The following is a 13,905-nucleotide window of genomic DNA, read 5'->3' as shown; positions in this document are numbered from 1 at the left end:
CCTAATCCCCGCAGTCCAGGCCAAACTGAAGTTTTTCGTAAAACCTACGGCCGAGTCCGGGAATGCGCCAGTGAGCCTCCCCTCCCCCGCAAAGGGTTAGAGGGAAAGCGGCGAGCGCCTGTTCTCGGTGCGCGCGGGGCGGAAAGGCGGCCTGGTAGTCCTGGGCGAGGAAATCCTCGATCCCGCCCCTGCGGGGCCGGCTCCCTTTGGGAGGAGAATCCACGTTCCAGATCTCCAGACGTCCAGGACCGTGCAGGATGGACAGGAGATCGAGGTCCGGGGACTCTCCAGTGCCGGGAAAGACGCCGATAGCATGGTTTGCCGCGTCATGCCAGAGGTTGAGACCAGGTGCCCCCGAGAGGAAGGAAGGGTCCACGCCAAGCCCGACAACCGCCCCGCCGCCCAGCGCGGACAAGCGGCTCAAGACGCTTTCGGCCGAGCCGGGCTGCAGGGGGGCGAGCCATTCCTGACCGGCCAGTTCCAGTGCGGTCAGCAACACGGGTTCGGGAAAACCTTCGCCGACATACAGGCAGACCACAGCTGGAACCCGCGCGGTAAGAGCCGGAAGCAAGCCTGCCAGGACCAGCGGCGCGGGACATTTCTCGCCCAGCAGCAATACGGTCCAGGGACGCGGTGCGGTCAGGCGGTGTTCAATCTCGCCACCGGACCGTCGCCAGACCACGGTTTCGGAGTGTGTGCGCCGGGGGGGGTACAGGGAATACAGTGAAGCAATGGCCGCTTTGAGGCGGGCTCGCAGCGTGGGGGGAACAGCCTCGTAGGCGGAGGCGAACGGGCCGTCGTCCAGGGCGTTAAGCCCCAGTTCGGCAAGCAGCTCCTCGGGCCCTGCGGCCGGGGAAGGATCGGCTAGAGCCAGTCGAACCACTCCTTCCAACTGCCGTGCTGTTTGACCCGCTTGGTTTCGCTCTTGTTCTTTTGATATTCGAAGTAGGCGATTTCCGCCATGCGGTCGGCGTAGGCGGACATTTCAGGCAGGTCCTGAAAATTTTCGACTACATAACTATATCGCTTCCAGGCCGGGCCGTATTGTTTGTCCTGCCAGTAGAAATCGGCCACATAAAGCTCATGCTCCGCCAAGTATCTGCGGCATTTCTTGATATACGTTGGGGCGTTCTTGGCATACTCGGTGCCCGGATACTCCTGCCGCAACCGGTAGAAGTAGTCCAAGGCCTCGATGATGTTGTCCTGCGGCCTGTCGATGGAATTGAAACGTTTGGTGCTGGCCACTCCGATTTGATAGAGCACGTAGGGCATGTGCTCGCTTCTGGGGTGCAGCGACTCGAATTCCTTGTACGCCGTCACGGCTTCGTCGTAGTCGCGATCCAGGAAATAGGCGTCGCCAAGGGCCAGTTCGGCCTGTAGGGCGTAGGGACTGAAGGGATAGCGGTCCTTGAGCTTGGTGAAGAACTCGGCCGCGTCGCCGTAGTTGCGTTCCTGCATGGCGAATTGCCCGGCCTCGTAGAGCTCCTGCGCGGTATCCTGCGCGGTGGGCAGATAGAATTCGTCGATCAGGCCGCAACCGGGAAGAATGGCGAGAATCGCGAGGCTCGCGAGAAGCCTGAAAAGCGTTTTACGATACATGCTGTTCCAGATAGGCGATGGCCGCGCTGGCCGCCGCCGCGCCGTCACCAACAGCCGTGGCTACTTGGCGGGTCATTTTCGAGCGGATGTCACCGGCGGCGAACACCCCGGGAATGTTGGTCCGCATTTCCTGGTCCGTCTTCAGAAAGCCCCGTTCGTCGCGATCCATTTCCTCCGGTATGAAAGTGCCCAGAGGCTGGAATCCGACGAATATGAATACTCCGTCAACATCGATGTCTCGCGCCTCGCCCGATTCCACGTTGCGTGTGGAAATTGACGTGACCCCGCCCTGATCGCCGTTGATCGCTTCCACCACGGTGCTGCGCATGACGCTCATCTTGGGGTGCACGAAACACTTGTCCTGGTAGCACTTGGCTCCGCGGAAATCCTGGCGGCGGTGAATGAGATATAATTTATCAACCAGCCTGGCAAGGTACAGGGCCTCTTCCAGCGCGGAATTGCCGCCACCGATTACGGCCACAACCTTGTCCCGAAAAAAGTTGCCGTCGCACAGGGCGCAATAGGAGACACCATTCCCCGTGAACTCGGCTTCACCCGGAAGCCCCAGCTTGCGGTACTCGGCACCGGAACAGATGATGACCACCCTTCCGGTGATCCATTCGTCTCCAACCTTAATCCGATGAAGCTCCTTACCGGTTTCTATGGCCGAGACTTCGTCGGTTATGCGGCGGAAGTTGTCCTCGCTCTCCCACTCCTTGACCTGCTCGGCCATGCTGTCGGCCAACTCGTAGCCCAGCGCTCCGCCGGGGAAACCGGGGTAGTTGTCAATGCGCTCGGTAAGCAGAAGCTGTCCGCCGCCGGAAAGCTTCTCGATCTGAGCCACTCGCAGATGCGATCGGAGGAGGTACAGCGCGGAGGTCATACCGGCCGGACCTCCCCCGATCACGATGGCGTCGTAGACGTCCTGCATGCGGAGTTAGAGGGCTTTGTTGCTGATCATGTCCTTGATGGAAGACTTGGACACCGCGCCGGTGACCTGGTCCAGGACCTCGCCGCCCTTGAAGAGAATCAGAGTGGGAATGGCGCGAATTCCGTATTTGCTTGGCGTGTTGGGATTCTCATCCACATTCATTTTCACGATGTGGACCTGGCCGGTGTACTCATTGGCCAGCTCCTCGACGACAGGGCCGAGAGCGCGGCAGGGTCCGCACCACGGCGCCCAGAAGTCAACCAGTACGGGAAGATCGCACTGCAGGACTTCCGCCTCGAAATTGCTGTCAGTCACCTGATTCGCCATTGTCCACAACTCCTTTCGTTGATGTCCGCGGGACGTTGTCTTCTACTCGTAGTGCGCAAAAAACGCAGGGATAGCAATACCGCAAAGTAAAGGTCCGCCTACCCGATGTCAACCCGCTCCCCACCCGCAAAGCCAAGTCCGGAGACCGCGTCATCCGGTACTTTCCGGCCTCTGGGCACGGCGTCGAGCGAATTATCATGCCCCAGGTTCCGTTCCAGGAGAACCCCTCCGGCCAAAGCGACCATGGCGGCGTTGTCCGTGCACAACGCGAAGCTCGGCAAAATCACCGGCAGGTCCCTCTCCCTAGCCAGCGAGACCATGGAGTCACGCAAAAAAGAATTGGCCGCCACGCCACCGGCCAGGACGAGTCCCGCCACCGGCATTCTCCGTTGCGCCTCGCGGTCAAGCGCGCGGGCCAGCTTGATCCGGCAGGCTTCGGAAACGGAATGGGAAAAGGAAGCCAACACACCCGGCACTTCCGGATGAACCGCTTCCTTGGTGCTGTTCACGCTCCCCTCGCCGGGAAGACTCCGCAACCGAAGATGCGGGTTGGAGGCGGCATGGTTGGCGAAGGCCGTTTTCAACCCGCTGAAACTGAAATCGAGGTTATCGTTGTCAACGTAGGGAATCGGAAACAACTCCGGGATAGGCTCGGCCTCCCGAGCCAGACTATCGATGATGGCGCCGCCTGGGTAGGGAAGATTGAGCACTTTGGCTGCTTTGTCGAATGCCTCGCCCGCAGCGTCGTCCAGGGTCCGTCCCAACAGCTCGAACTCCACAGGAGAATCCATGCGGTAGATGTGGGAATGTCCGCCGGAAACGAGGAGCCCAAGGGCCGGGTACGGGATGTCTCCCTCCAGTCCGGGAGCCAGGAGATGGGCGTGAAGATGGTTGACCCCGGCCAGTGGAACGCCAAGGGAAAACGCCAGCCCCTTGGCGTAATTCAAGCCGACCAGCAACGCTCCGAGGAGGCCGGGCCCGCGCGCCACAGCCACGCCGTCCACCCCGCCGCCGCAGCGATGCAGCAACTCGTCGCAGAGCCGGGGCAACACAGTCAGGTGACGTCGCGAGGCCAACTCCGGAACCACTCCACCGAAAAGGGAATGCAACTCGGCCTGGGAGGCCAGCTCTTGGGCGAGGATCATGCCGTCCTGCACAAGAGCCACTCCCGTTTCGTCGCAGGAGGTCTCGATACCGAGGACTCTGGGCATCAATACCCGTGCTTTTTGTAAATGTTCCGAACGATCTCGACTTCGTGCGGCGACCCGATGACCAGAGGGACCCGCTGGTGTAACTCGGATGGTTCGACTTCAAGAATGCGGTCGGCGCCATCTGTGGCCAGCCCCCAGGACTGCTCCACCACCATGGCCAGGGGATTCGCCTCGGACAGCAAGCGCAATTTGCCCTTGGGCTTTTTGGGATCGCGCCGATCCGAAGGGTAGAGGAAAATGCCGCCATAGAGCAACGTACGATGGAAATCCGCCACCAGGGAACCGATGTACCGGGAACTGTACGGCTTGCCGAGATCGTTCGCCGAGGGATCCTTGAACCAGTTGACCACTTCCTTGGTGGCGTCGTCCCAATAGCTCGTATACCCCTCGTTGATGGAGTAAATCTTGCCGCGCTCGGGAATCTTAAGGTCCGGATGGGAGAGCAAAAACTCTCCAACGGATGGATCGAGGGTGAAGCCGTGGACACCGGAGCCAGTGGTCATGACCAACATGGTGGACGACCCGTAAATGCAGTATCCCGCAGCGACCTGCTCTACTCCCTGCTGCAGCAGGTCGCTCATTTCGCAGTCCCCGTCCGCTGAACTCTTGCGTCGAAGAATGGAAAAGATAGTGCCGATGTTAATGTTGGCTTCGATGTTGGACGACCCATCCAGAGGGTCGAAAATAAGGACGTAGTCGCCGGTGGGGAATCCCTTTGGAATCTCGATTATGGATTCGTTCTCCTCCGAGGCCATGGCGCAGAGCACACCAGCGCGGGACATGCGATGAATGAGCACGTCGTTGGAGAATTCGTCCAGCTTTTTGACTTCTTCACCCTGGACGTTGATCTCTCCGGTGAAACCGAGAACATCCACGAGACCGGCCTTGCTCACTTCCCGGGAAATGATCTTGAAGGAGAGAATGAGCTGATTCAGCAGATGCGTCAGCCGCCCCCTGGCCATGGGGGTCCTTTTCTGGTTCAGCAGCAAGTGTTCGGTGACGTTGATCTCCGGCATCGCTCCCTCCTTGTCCCGGCTTACTCGTCCACAACATCGGGTGTGGCGTAGATGATCGGCTGTTCTCCAAGATACCGAACAAGCCAGGTAAAGGACCGGTCAAATTCCTCAAGCCTGGCGCCACCCTGCACAGTATCACTTAATATGTCATCCCAGGGTAACTTGCGCAACAGGGCGGCGTTTCTTTCGTTGCCCCGGTCCCAGAGAGTCACGTCGGGAGTGAACACGATGAGCTCTTGCGGGGCCGGACATTTGGACATGATGGAGCGGAAGTCGAAATGGCTGACGGTCAGCCCGATCCAGACTCGGTCCCGGGTGAAGGCGTTGGCCACGTAGACTTCCGGCCCCAAGTCGGTCGCCTCGATGTGGGTCCTCACACGGCCGTCGTTCCAGTTCTCCCCGATCTCAAGCAAAGGTTCCAGGTTGAGCGGCTTCATGGAAGCCTCGGGGCGGCGGGTCAGAATCTCGCCTGTGGATTCCACAGTGACGACTCCGGAAAGCCAGGGGAACTTATTGAAAACGATTTCGTACCAGTCCTCGTCAGGGTAATCCTCCTGCGAGGCCATGGTGCGCTCCAGGGCCAGCAACTGCTCGTCTATTTCCGTGAACAGGTTGGCCAGCTTGGCCTTGGAAGCGTCGTCAATGCGCTCCGCTTCCAGGGTGATGGTGGGGTTGGGATCGACCTTGCCGAGAACCCAGGTGTAGGTCCTTTCCACCTTGGAACACCCAGCCAAAACGAGACAGGCGGCCAAGGCCGCCCAAACAAAAGTGCGATTCATATGCGTCCTGCGCGCTGGCCGCGCGGGGTTTGCGTCCAGTGGAACACGGGACGTGTTTTGTGGGTTCGGACTCCACCGGAAAAGAGCCTTAGACCCCAGCCCGGGCTTCCAGCCTGTCCGCCAAGGTGGAAAGAGAATTGACGAGCTTCTCCTTGGCACGGCGCATGGGCCCCGCGCTCAGAAAATCGGTCTCGTCTCCCTCTTGAGCCGGAGATGCCGCAGGGGCTTGTCCGCGCATGGAATCAACCTCGGCCATGCGGCGCTCCAGGCTTCGCCGCTCGTCCACGGAGGCCTCTCTGTCGCGCAGGGTTCGAAGAATTTCAAGGGCGCCGTCATAGTCCCCCTGGGCGACACGGAGTTCAGCCATGGTGCGGGTGGCCAGACTATCTTCCGACTTGGATGCGGCCGCGGCGGCCCGCTCCACCTCGCCCTCCTCGAAGATGAACTCGCCGGTTTCGGGCTGGGAAGCCGCTGACTCGGAGCCGGGAGCGGCGACCACCTCTCCCTCCTCGACCTCCTCCTGGTCCATCAGGTCGAGGCCCTCGTCGAACGTCCCCTGGGCGGCCTTCTTCTTGGCCAGTGCTTCGAACCCCTGCTGCAGAATGTCCACCCAGGAGAACCCCTGCCCAGCCAAATACGCGTTCAGGAAGTTGAGCGCCACGGCCATGTCCGGGTCCTCGTCCCCTTCCCGCTCGGCCCAGAGTCCCCAGAAGGATGGGTATCGGGCCAGGGTCTGGGACATGGTCCTGACCTCCTCCAAGGCCTCTTCGCGGTGCTCGGTCTGGCTGAGGATGTCGATGAGAAGGAGACGTGCCTCCATGTGGTCGGGATGGCGGGACAGGCCCTGCCGCAGGGTGTCCGCCGCCTGGAGCAGCATGCCGCTTTCAGCGTAGAGACGGGCCAGGGGATAAAAAACCTTGGACGTGGGGTCAGAGGCGACCAGTTCCTGGAACAACTCTATCTTATTCTTCATGGGCCGCGTCTCCGGTCGTTTCGGCCGTTCGCCCGGAAGCGCCGGGCAGGAGGTAGAGAACTTCCCGCGGGGCCAGAAAATGGGTCTGCTGGCGGATGGTTCGCTCGAGAAAGGCCTGGTCTGTCTTCAGCAGGCGGATTTCCCGACTAATTTCCAGACTCCGGTTTTCCACACGCTCCAGCCTCGCGGCCATCTCGTCCCGGCGATGCTTGGTATCGAGATACGTAAAGACCCCTTGTTGGCCAAACACCAGGAGGTAGGCCAACAGGACATTGCCGAGAACGGCCAGAACGAGGAAAAGACGCATGCCTGCCATGGTTGTTCCGGCGGCTATTGCAGAAAGCGTTGCCGCTCTCCCTCCTCGTCTTCGTCCAGGTAGGACAACGGAGCACGCAATTCTTCCAAGAAGTTCGCCGTGGCATCTTCGATGCGAACCACGTCATCCTCTCGCAGTTCAAGGCTTTCCACCTTCTGCAGAAAAGACTTGAGATGCACGAATTCGTCGAGCAATTCATCTCCAAGTTCAATCTGCTCGAGCCGTTCCTCCAGATCGAGAATAGTCTGCAAGCAACTCCGGATTCTGGCTAGAAGATGTCTCGATTCCTTGTCCATCGCCTCTTTCGCTTCCCCCCTCTCGCTCATGTTCCCCTCGCTTATCCGTGTCAGATTTCCTCGCCTTTGCGTCGCAGTCCGGCGAAGAAGCCGCGCATGTAGTTGGCGCCCGATACAACCGTCAACACAAGGGCAGCATACAGAAGCGCCATTCCAGCGGGCTTTGGATCAAATTGCCCTATATCATAATGGAAAATCAAGGGACACAACGCGGCTATCTGCAATATGGTCTTGGCCTTGCCGAACTTATCCGCGGCCATGACTATGCCTTGCTCCACCGCCACGGCTCGCAGGCCGGTTACGGCCAGCTCTCGGCCTACAATGAGGACCACGACCCACGCCGGAGCCCATTTCAGGTGCACCAACATGATAAGCACCGACGCGATAAGCAGTTTATCCGCCAGCGGATCGAGAAACTTGCCCAGGTTGGTGACAAGATTCTTCCGGCGGGCCCACAAGCCGTCCACCAGATCAGTCAGGGCGGCCAGCAGGAAAAGCACAAGCGCCAGCAGGCATGTAATTCTATTGGGAAAATACAGCAGCAGCACGATGAGCGGGACCGCCAGTATGCGGAGCAGGCTGAGGCGGTTGGGCCAGTTGAGCCAGGAATTCATCAGGATCCCTCGGGTGTGGCCGCCCGTTCCAGGCTGCGGGCGGCTTCGTCATTCACGGTTGCGGCCAGTTCGCGAAGAGTCCGTTTGACCGGAGTGTCTTCGTCCAAAAGCACCACGGGCCGGCCCAAGTCGCCGGCCACGACGGTCGCCGGGTCCAGCGGTATGGCGCCGAGGAACGACAGGCCGTACCGTTCAGCCAGCTCTTTCCCTCCGCCCTTTTTGAACAACTCAATCTCCTCGCGGCAGTGGGGACAGATGAGGCCGCTCATGTTCTCCACCACACCCAGCACGTTGGCCTTGGCGTACTGCAGGAAGTTGACCGCCTTGCGCACGTCGGCCAGCGAAACCTCCTGCGGCGTGGTGACGATGAGGCAGAGCGCGTCGGGAATTGTCTTGAGCACGGTCATGTGCTCGTCGCCTGTTCCCGGAGGGGAATCGATGACCAGATAGTCGAGTTCGCCCCAATCCACATCGGCGATGAACTGCCGGATAGCCGAAGTCTTCATGGGTCCGCGCCAGAGAACGGCCTGGTCCGGGTCTTCCAGAAGCGAAGCCATTGAGACAACGGAAAGGTTGTCATTGTAGCGCTTGGGCTTGATCACGCTGCCCCGGTCGACCTCCAGCAACCCTTTGATCCCCAACAACCCGGGAACGCTGGGGCCATGAATGTCCACGTCCATCAGGCCGACCTTGTTGCCTCGCTCGGCCAGGGCGGCGGCGAGATTCACCGCGACGGAACTCTTGCCCACACCGCCCTTGCCGCTCATGACGAACAGCTTGTAGCGGATTTTGGAAAGCGTTCCGCGTATAAGCTCGTCCTGCATGGCCAGGGAAGCGCCGTCCCCCTCTCCTCCGCCGCAGGATGAACAGGACTGGGATGCCATAAAAAATCACACCTCGCTGATGTCGATATTTCCCGGGATATCCTCTCGCGTCATGGAGAGCAAGCCCGTTCGCCTTTTGAGCCGCATCGCTCCACGGCCAGCACCGCCATGAACCCCAAAGCCATAAGACCAACCGCGACCCAGAACTCAGCACCAAAGGACCCGGGCAAAACGTTAGCCCATTCCAAGGGGACTGATTTGTCGCCGACCCGGCGTACCGTGATGACTTCCTTCCAGGGCCAAATCTTCCGCATGGCCCCGATCATCAAGCCGGTGAGCAATGCCACTGTAACATGATGCCACTTGGTCAATAGCCAATGCAACAGCCTGGAAAAACCGGCCAATCCAACCAGGCAGCCCAGACCGAACACGGCCAGTACCAGGAAATGCCCAGCCTCCAAGGGTTGCTTGAGCGCTCCGGTAATGAATTCGTACTTTCCCAGGATTAGCAGGATGAAGGCACCGCTGATTCCCGGCAGGATCATGGCGCAGATGGCTACCGAACCACACAGAAAGACAAACCACAGGGATTGCGGAGTGGCCATGGGAATGATCCCCACCAGGACGTAGCCCGCGGCCGCCCCCGCGGCGGCGGCCAGAACGCGCGCCGGATTCCAGGCCACGCATCGGCCAATGGCCAGGGCCGAGGCCGCGATCAGGCCGAAAAAAAGCGACCATACCGGCACCGGGTGGGTGGTAAGAAGATGATGCATGAGCCCGGCCATGCTCAGCAAGGCGACCAGAATCCCCGCCGCCAGGGGGATGAGAAATCGCAGATGAACCCCTGAAACGGCTCCGCTCAGATCGAAGCGGAGGATGCTTCTGGCGAAGTCCAGATCAAAGGAGCGGATGGCCGAGACCAGGTCGTCGTAGATGCCGGTGATGAAGGCCATGGTCCCGCCGGATACACCTGGGATGATGTCCGCAGCGCCCATGAGAAAACCCTTGGCTGCCAACAGGAGCGCCTCACCTCGGGAGCTGGGGCCCGGAGTGGCCCAGAGGGCTTCCCGCAGGCGGCTCACCAGCCGTGCTCCCCCACCAGGTCCACAAAGGCAACTGCACCCCGGTTCTCCTTGCGGACCTTGCCGTCCTCCTTGCGCACCTTGACCAAGGTCTGACTTCGCCTGGAAGACCCCACGGGGATGAGCATGATTCCAGGGTCGGCCAGCTGCTCCAGCAGTGGTTCTGGAACCTCCGGCCCACCCGCCGTCACCAGGATGCGGTCGAACGGACCTTCAGAAGGCCAGCCCATGGTCCCGTCGTCCAGCTTGAGCCGCACCCGGAAATACCGCAAATCCTGCAAACGCTTGCGTGCGTCCATGTAGAGTTGCCTGAGCCGCTCCACAGTGCAGACTTCCGCGCCCATCTCGGCCAGCACGGCCGCCTGATATCCCGAGCCAGTGCCGATCTCCAGTACCCGCATGCCTTCTTCCACTTCCAGTTCGGAAGTCATCAGAGCCACCACATGAGGCTGCGAGATGGTCTGTCCCAGCCCGATGGGCTGCGGACGGTCCTCGTAAGCGTGGTCGGCGAGAGCCTCCTGCACGAAACGATGCCGGGGCACGGCGCGCATGGCGGCCAGTACACGGGGGTCGGTGATACCCCGGGCCTCAATCTGTTCGCGCACCATGCGCTCGCGCTTGCGTTTTGGATCGACGATCACTTGCGGCTACGGGGTGAAAGCTGTAGGAAATCGCGGCTTCCAGCCGCCAGGGGAGGAAAAGCACACTTCTCACGACGCGTCAACGGACAATCCGCAGGCTGTCGATTGACGGAACCCCCGGGCTGGGCGAGAATACAAATCCGAAGGATATGGAGCAGGAGGAACCCGCATGTTCACCGTAGCCGAGTTGATGACACCGGCCCCGATTTTTCTCGATGAAAACGATTCGCTGCGTGAGGCGAGGCGCATCATGGAAACCAAGCGGGTGCGCCACTTGCCGGTGGCCACCAGGGACGGACGGTTCGTCGGGCTACTCACCCAGCGCGACCTGCTGTCCCTGACCGTATCCCGGCTGGCCGGGGTGGACCCGGCGACCCAGGAAGAACTGGACACCGGGATTCCGGTGCGTGAGGCCATGCGAACCAGGGTGGCTGTTGCCACTCCGGAAACACCGGTGCGCGAGGCGGCCCTGGCCATGCTCAAGAACAAGTTCGGCTGCCTGCCCGTGCTGGACGGAGACCGGCTGGTGGGCATCCTCACAGAAGCCGATTTCGTCAAGCTGACAATCAGCCTGACGGATGAAATCGCCGCGGGTTAACCAAGCACCCCTCCATCGCTGACGAGAGGACAATGGCTGCCACACACAATCCGAAGCCTCCGAGTGGAGGGCGTCCAGACGACAATACGCCGCGCGGGACCGCGCGTTAGAACTTGTCCGCCAGGTGCTCCTGGCCTTCCATGGCTCGCGCCATGTCGCGGAGAATGCGCAGGCTCTCCTCCGCCTCCTCCGGGTCCAGCACACGCAAGGCGAAACCAGCGTGCACGATGACGTAGTCGCCAACCTGCGGATCGCTTTCGGTGAGCATGAGGGATACCTGAATGCGGGTTTCGCCCTCCCCTACTCTGCAGGTGGCCACATCGTTCTCAATGGACTCGATCTTAGCCGGTATTGCCAGGCACATACGTCCTATCCTCCATCCCGTCGCGTTCGGCCTCGCTCCACGATCCGCCAGCGGCGGCGATCTCGTCCAGCACGGCCCGTAAGATCCCCTCCAGGCTTGCCTTGATGGGCTCGGAAAGCTCGACCGACATGGTTTGGAAATCAAAAGGCTCGACCCCGACGACCACGGCCTCGGGCCGGTGGCCGGCGATGTCGCAGTAGATCAGGGTATCTATGAGGTCGGTCTGGTGCATGGAGTTCTTGAAGGCCAAGCTCTTCCGCAAGTCATCCCCTGTCAGCCGGTACGTACTGCCGGGGTCGCCGTCGCCCAGCACGGCGTCAACCACAATGAGGAAGTCGGACTCCATGATGGGCTCCATGAGCCGCATGCCCAGAGTGCCGCCATCGTACAAGGTTACGTTCCCGGAAAAAGTATACTTGGCGTTGAGGTGCTCGACCACCCTCACGCCAAGTCCTTCGTCCGTGTAGAGGACGTTGCCTACGCCCATGACCAGGATGCGTTTGTCTTGGCTCATAGTACTCGCGTTCCCCATGTGCTCGTAATGAGCAAAAAGGGGCCCGGCCTTTCCCAGGCCGGACCCCCGATGTACTTATCCGTAACCGTGTTGTCCAGCCGCTAGACGATGCGGAACTTGTGGACTTCGTTGGTCTTGGAGTCGATGACGTGCACGCCGCAGGCGATGCAGGGATCGTAGGAGTGCACCGTGCGCAGGATCTCCACCGGACGCTTGGGATCGGCGATTGGGGTGCCGATGAGGGCCTCTTCCACAGGGCTGAGGCCGCCCTGGGCGTCGCGGGGACAGAGGTTCCAGGTGGAGGGGACCACCAACTGGAAGTTCTCGATCTTCTTGTTCTTGATGTGGATCCAGTGGGACAGAGCGCCACGGGGCACGTCGGCCCAGCCCACGCCGTAGGCTTCGTCGGGCATCTCCCACTCGGTGTAGAGCTCGTCGCGGCCGGCGGCCACGTTGGCCTGGAGCTGGTCGATCCACTCGCCCATCTTCTCGGCGATGATGGCGGTCTCGATGCCGCGGGCGGCGGTACGTCCCAGGGTGGAGAACAGGGCCTCGGGACCAACGTTCAGATGGTTCAGCACCATGTCCACGGTCTTGGTGAACTCGGGCACGCCCTTGGCGTAGGCCACCAAGCAGTGGGCCAGGGGGCCGACCTCGGTGGCGCGGCCGTCGTAGCGGGGAGCCTTGAACCAGGAGTACTTGCCGTCGAGGTCGTCGAGGCTGGTGTACTGCGGCTCGGTGACGCCCTTCCACGGATGGCGCGCCTCGTCGCCCTTGTACCAGGAACGGGCAACGTGCTCCTCGATCTTCATCTGGTCGAACGCCTCGGGCTTGCCGATGTTGCGATCGAAGATCACTCCCGGGGGCATGTAGCGGGAGGCCAAGTCGTACTCGTCGGTGGGGAACTCGCCGCAGGCCATGAAGTTGGTGGTACCGCCGATGGCGGCCCAGTCCTTGTAGTAGGAGGCCACGGCCAGCAGGTCGGGGATGTAGACCTCTTTCACGAACTGTGTGGTTTCCTTCCACAGCTGGCGGAATTCCTCGATGCGCTCGGGGCGCAGGGAGTCGTAACAGGTCACGCCGCCGGTCACCATGAACTGGGTGTGGGGGTTCTTGGCGCCGAAGACGGCGGTGGCGCGGGCGGCCTTAACCTGCAGCTTGAGGGCCTCAAGGTAGTGCGCTGTGGCGATGAGGTTGACCTCGGGCGGCAGGTAGTAGGCTTCGTGCCCACCCAGGAAGTAGGCATTGGTGAAGATACCGAGCTGGCCGGAATCGACGAATGCCTTGAGCTTGGTCTGAACGGCCTTGAGGTCGGCCGCGGTGGTCTTGCGGTTGGGGCTGATGTCGTTGGCGATCTTGGCGGCCTTGGCCGGATCGGCGGTCAGCGCCGAGGTGACGTCAACCCAGTCCAGGGCGTGCAGGTGGTAGAAATGCACGATGTGGTCGTGCAGGTACTGGGCGGCCTGCACCAGATTGCGGATAAGGGTGGCGTTCTCGGGAATGGTCACCTTGACCGCGTTGTCCACGCAGCGGATGGAGGCCAGGGCGTGCACGTTGGTGCAGACGCCGCAGGAACGCTGGGTGAACATGGAGGCGTCGCGGGGATCGCGCCCCTTGAGGATGAGCTCGAGGCCGCGGAAGAGCTGGGCCGAAGTCCAGGCGTTCTTGACGTACCCGTTCTCCAGCTCCACTTCCACGCGGTAGTGGCCCTCGATCCGGGTGACCGGGTCGACCACGACCTTGCCGTTATACCCCGCGGCATACGGGGTGGCCATTACACTGGGACCGCTCTGCGTTTTGCATCCGGACATGATGTATCT

At 61.1% G+C, this 13,905-nt stretch carries 18 protein-coding genes; 1 reads left to right on the top strand and 17 read right to left on the bottom strand.

What is annotated here, in order from left to right; all coding sequences use genetic code 11:
* Position 1: 1 nt before the first annotated feature.
* From N911_RS17370 to N911_RS0104785, 14 genes are all read right to left on the bottom strand, one after another.
* Positions 2 to 616, bottom strand: a complete 615-nt coding sequence (locus N911_RS17370) for a hypothetical protein (RefSeq protein WP_138774341.1) — start codon at positions 614 to 616, stop codon at positions 2 to 4.
* A 248-nt stretch (positions 617 to 864) separates the two neighbouring features.
* On the bottom strand, positions 865 to 1,599 hold the full coding sequence (locus tag N911_RS0104845) for an outer membrane protein assembly factor BamD (protein ID WP_029894904.1): 735 nt from the start codon (positions 1,597 to 1,599) through the stop codon (positions 865 to 867).
* Entirely contained in the window at positions 1,589 to 2,530 is a 942-nt protein-coding gene (locus tag N911_RS0104840) for an NAD(P)/FAD-dependent oxidoreductase (RefSeq protein ID WP_029894902.1), read from the bottom strand. Before N911_RS0104840 ends, N911_RS0104845 begins: the two co-directional genes overlap by 11 nt.
* A gap of 6 nt (positions 2,531 to 2,536) precedes the next feature.
* Positions 2,537 to 2,857 (bottom strand): thioredoxin, encoded by a 321-nt coding sequence (trxA, locus tag N911_RS0104835; RefSeq protein ID WP_029894900.1) that lies wholly within the window; start codon positions 2,855 to 2,857, stop codon positions 2,537 to 2,539.
* A 98-nt stretch (positions 2,858 to 2,955) separates the two neighbouring features.
* Positions 2,956 to 4,068: a tRNA (adenosine(37)-N6)-threonylcarbamoyltransferase complex transferase subunit TsaD gene (gene tsaD, locus N911_RS0104830; RefSeq protein ID WP_029894898.1), complete on the bottom strand. Its 1,113-nt coding sequence runs from the start codon at positions 4,066 to 4,068 to the stop codon at positions 2,956 to 2,958.
* The gene (fbp, locus tag N911_RS0104825) at positions 4,068 to 5,084 is read right to left on the bottom strand and encodes a class 1 fructose-bisphosphatase (protein WP_029894896.1); all 1,017 of its coding nucleotides are present in this window, start codon (positions 5,082 to 5,084) and stop codon (positions 4,068 to 4,070) included. The genes tsaD and fbp overlap by 1 nt, the downstream gene beginning before the upstream one ends.
* A gap of 20 nt (positions 5,085 to 5,104) precedes the next feature.
* The gene (locus N911_RS0104820) at positions 5,105 to 5,800 is read right to left on the bottom strand and encodes a hypothetical protein (RefSeq protein WP_237559890.1); all 696 of its coding nucleotides are present in this window, start codon (positions 5,798 to 5,800) and stop codon (positions 5,105 to 5,107) included.
* Between the two features lie 151 nt (positions 5,801 to 5,951).
* Entirely contained in the window at positions 5,952 to 6,836 is an 885-nt protein-coding gene (locus N911_RS0104815) for a tetratricopeptide repeat protein (protein ID WP_029894892.1), read from the bottom strand.
* Positions 6,826 to 7,143: an FtsB family cell division protein gene (locus tag N911_RS0104810; protein WP_161781594.1), complete on the bottom strand. Its 318-nt coding sequence runs from the start codon at positions 7,141 to 7,143 to the stop codon at positions 6,826 to 6,828. The genes N911_RS0104815 and N911_RS0104810 overlap by 11 nt, the downstream gene beginning before the upstream one ends.
* A 23-nt stretch (positions 7,144 to 7,166) precedes the next feature.
* Positions 7,167 to 7,478, bottom strand: a complete 312-nt coding sequence (locus N911_RS0104805) for a hypothetical protein (protein ID WP_237559889.1) — start codon at positions 7,476 to 7,478, stop codon at positions 7,167 to 7,169.
* Between the two features lie 20 nt (positions 7,479 to 7,498).
* Entirely contained in the window at positions 7,499 to 8,062 is a 564-nt protein-coding gene (pgsA, locus tag N911_RS0104800) for a CDP-diacylglycerol--glycerol-3-phosphate 3-phosphatidyltransferase (RefSeq protein ID WP_029894885.1), read from the bottom strand.
* The gene (locus N911_RS0104795) at positions 8,062 to 8,946 is read right to left on the bottom strand and encodes an Mrp/NBP35 family ATP-binding protein (protein WP_029894884.1); all 885 of its coding nucleotides are present in this window, start codon (positions 8,944 to 8,946) and stop codon (positions 8,062 to 8,064) included. Before N911_RS0104795 ends, pgsA begins: the two co-directional genes overlap by 1 nt.
* Before the next feature lie 50 nt (positions 8,947 to 8,996).
* On the bottom strand, positions 8,997 to 9,968 hold the full coding sequence (locus N911_RS0104790) for an undecaprenyl phosphate translocase family protein (RefSeq protein WP_035104351.1): 972 nt from the start codon (positions 9,966 to 9,968) through the stop codon (positions 8,997 to 8,999).
* Positions 9,965 to 10,606 (bottom strand): protein-L-isoaspartate(D-aspartate) O-methyltransferase, encoded by a 642-nt coding sequence (locus tag N911_RS0104785; RefSeq protein WP_029894880.1) that lies wholly within the window; start codon positions 10,604 to 10,606, stop codon positions 9,965 to 9,967. Before N911_RS0104785 ends, N911_RS0104790 begins: the two co-directional genes overlap by 4 nt.
* Positions 10,607 to 10,778: 172 nt before the next feature.
* Between N911_RS0104785 and N911_RS0104780 the strand changes: the two genes are divergently transcribed.
* Positions 10,779 to 11,207 (top strand): CBS domain-containing protein, encoded by a 429-nt coding sequence (locus tag N911_RS0104780; RefSeq protein WP_029894878.1) that lies wholly within the window; start codon positions 10,779 to 10,781, stop codon positions 11,205 to 11,207.
* 106 nt (positions 11,208 to 11,313) lie between these two features.
* On the opposite strand, the gene N911_RS0104775 is transcribed toward N911_RS0104780, so the two are convergent.
* The 3 genes from N911_RS0104775 to N911_RS0104765 form a co-directional block, all read right to left on the bottom strand.
* Positions 11,314 to 11,571, bottom strand: a complete 258-nt coding sequence (locus N911_RS0104775) for a HypC/HybG/HupF family hydrogenase formation chaperone (protein WP_029894876.1) — start codon at positions 11,569 to 11,571, stop codon at positions 11,314 to 11,316.
* A complete protein-coding gene (locus N911_RS0104770) occupies positions 11,549 to 12,085 on the bottom strand; it encodes a HyaD/HybD family hydrogenase maturation endopeptidase (protein ID WP_051693930.1) in 537 nt (178 codons plus the stop codon). The genes N911_RS0104775 and N911_RS0104770 overlap by 23 nt, the downstream gene beginning before the upstream one ends.
* Before the next feature lie 101 nt (positions 12,086 to 12,186).
* Positions 12,187 to 13,896, bottom strand: coding sequence for a nickel-dependent hydrogenase large subunit (locus N911_RS0104765; protein ID WP_029894872.1), 1,710 nt, complete (start codon positions 13,894 to 13,896; stop codon positions 12,187 to 12,189).
* Positions 13,897 to 13,905 lie beyond the last annotated feature (9 nt).

The sequence above is a fragment of the Desulfohalovibrio reitneri genome (assembly GCF_000711295.1).
Lineage (GTDB): Bacteria > Desulfobacterota > Desulfovibrionia > Desulfovibrionales > Desulfovibrionaceae > Desulfohalovibrio > Desulfohalovibrio reitneri.
The sequence above is the reverse complement of the archived record's forward strand: the minus strand, read 5'-3'. Positions and strand labels throughout refer to the sequence as shown.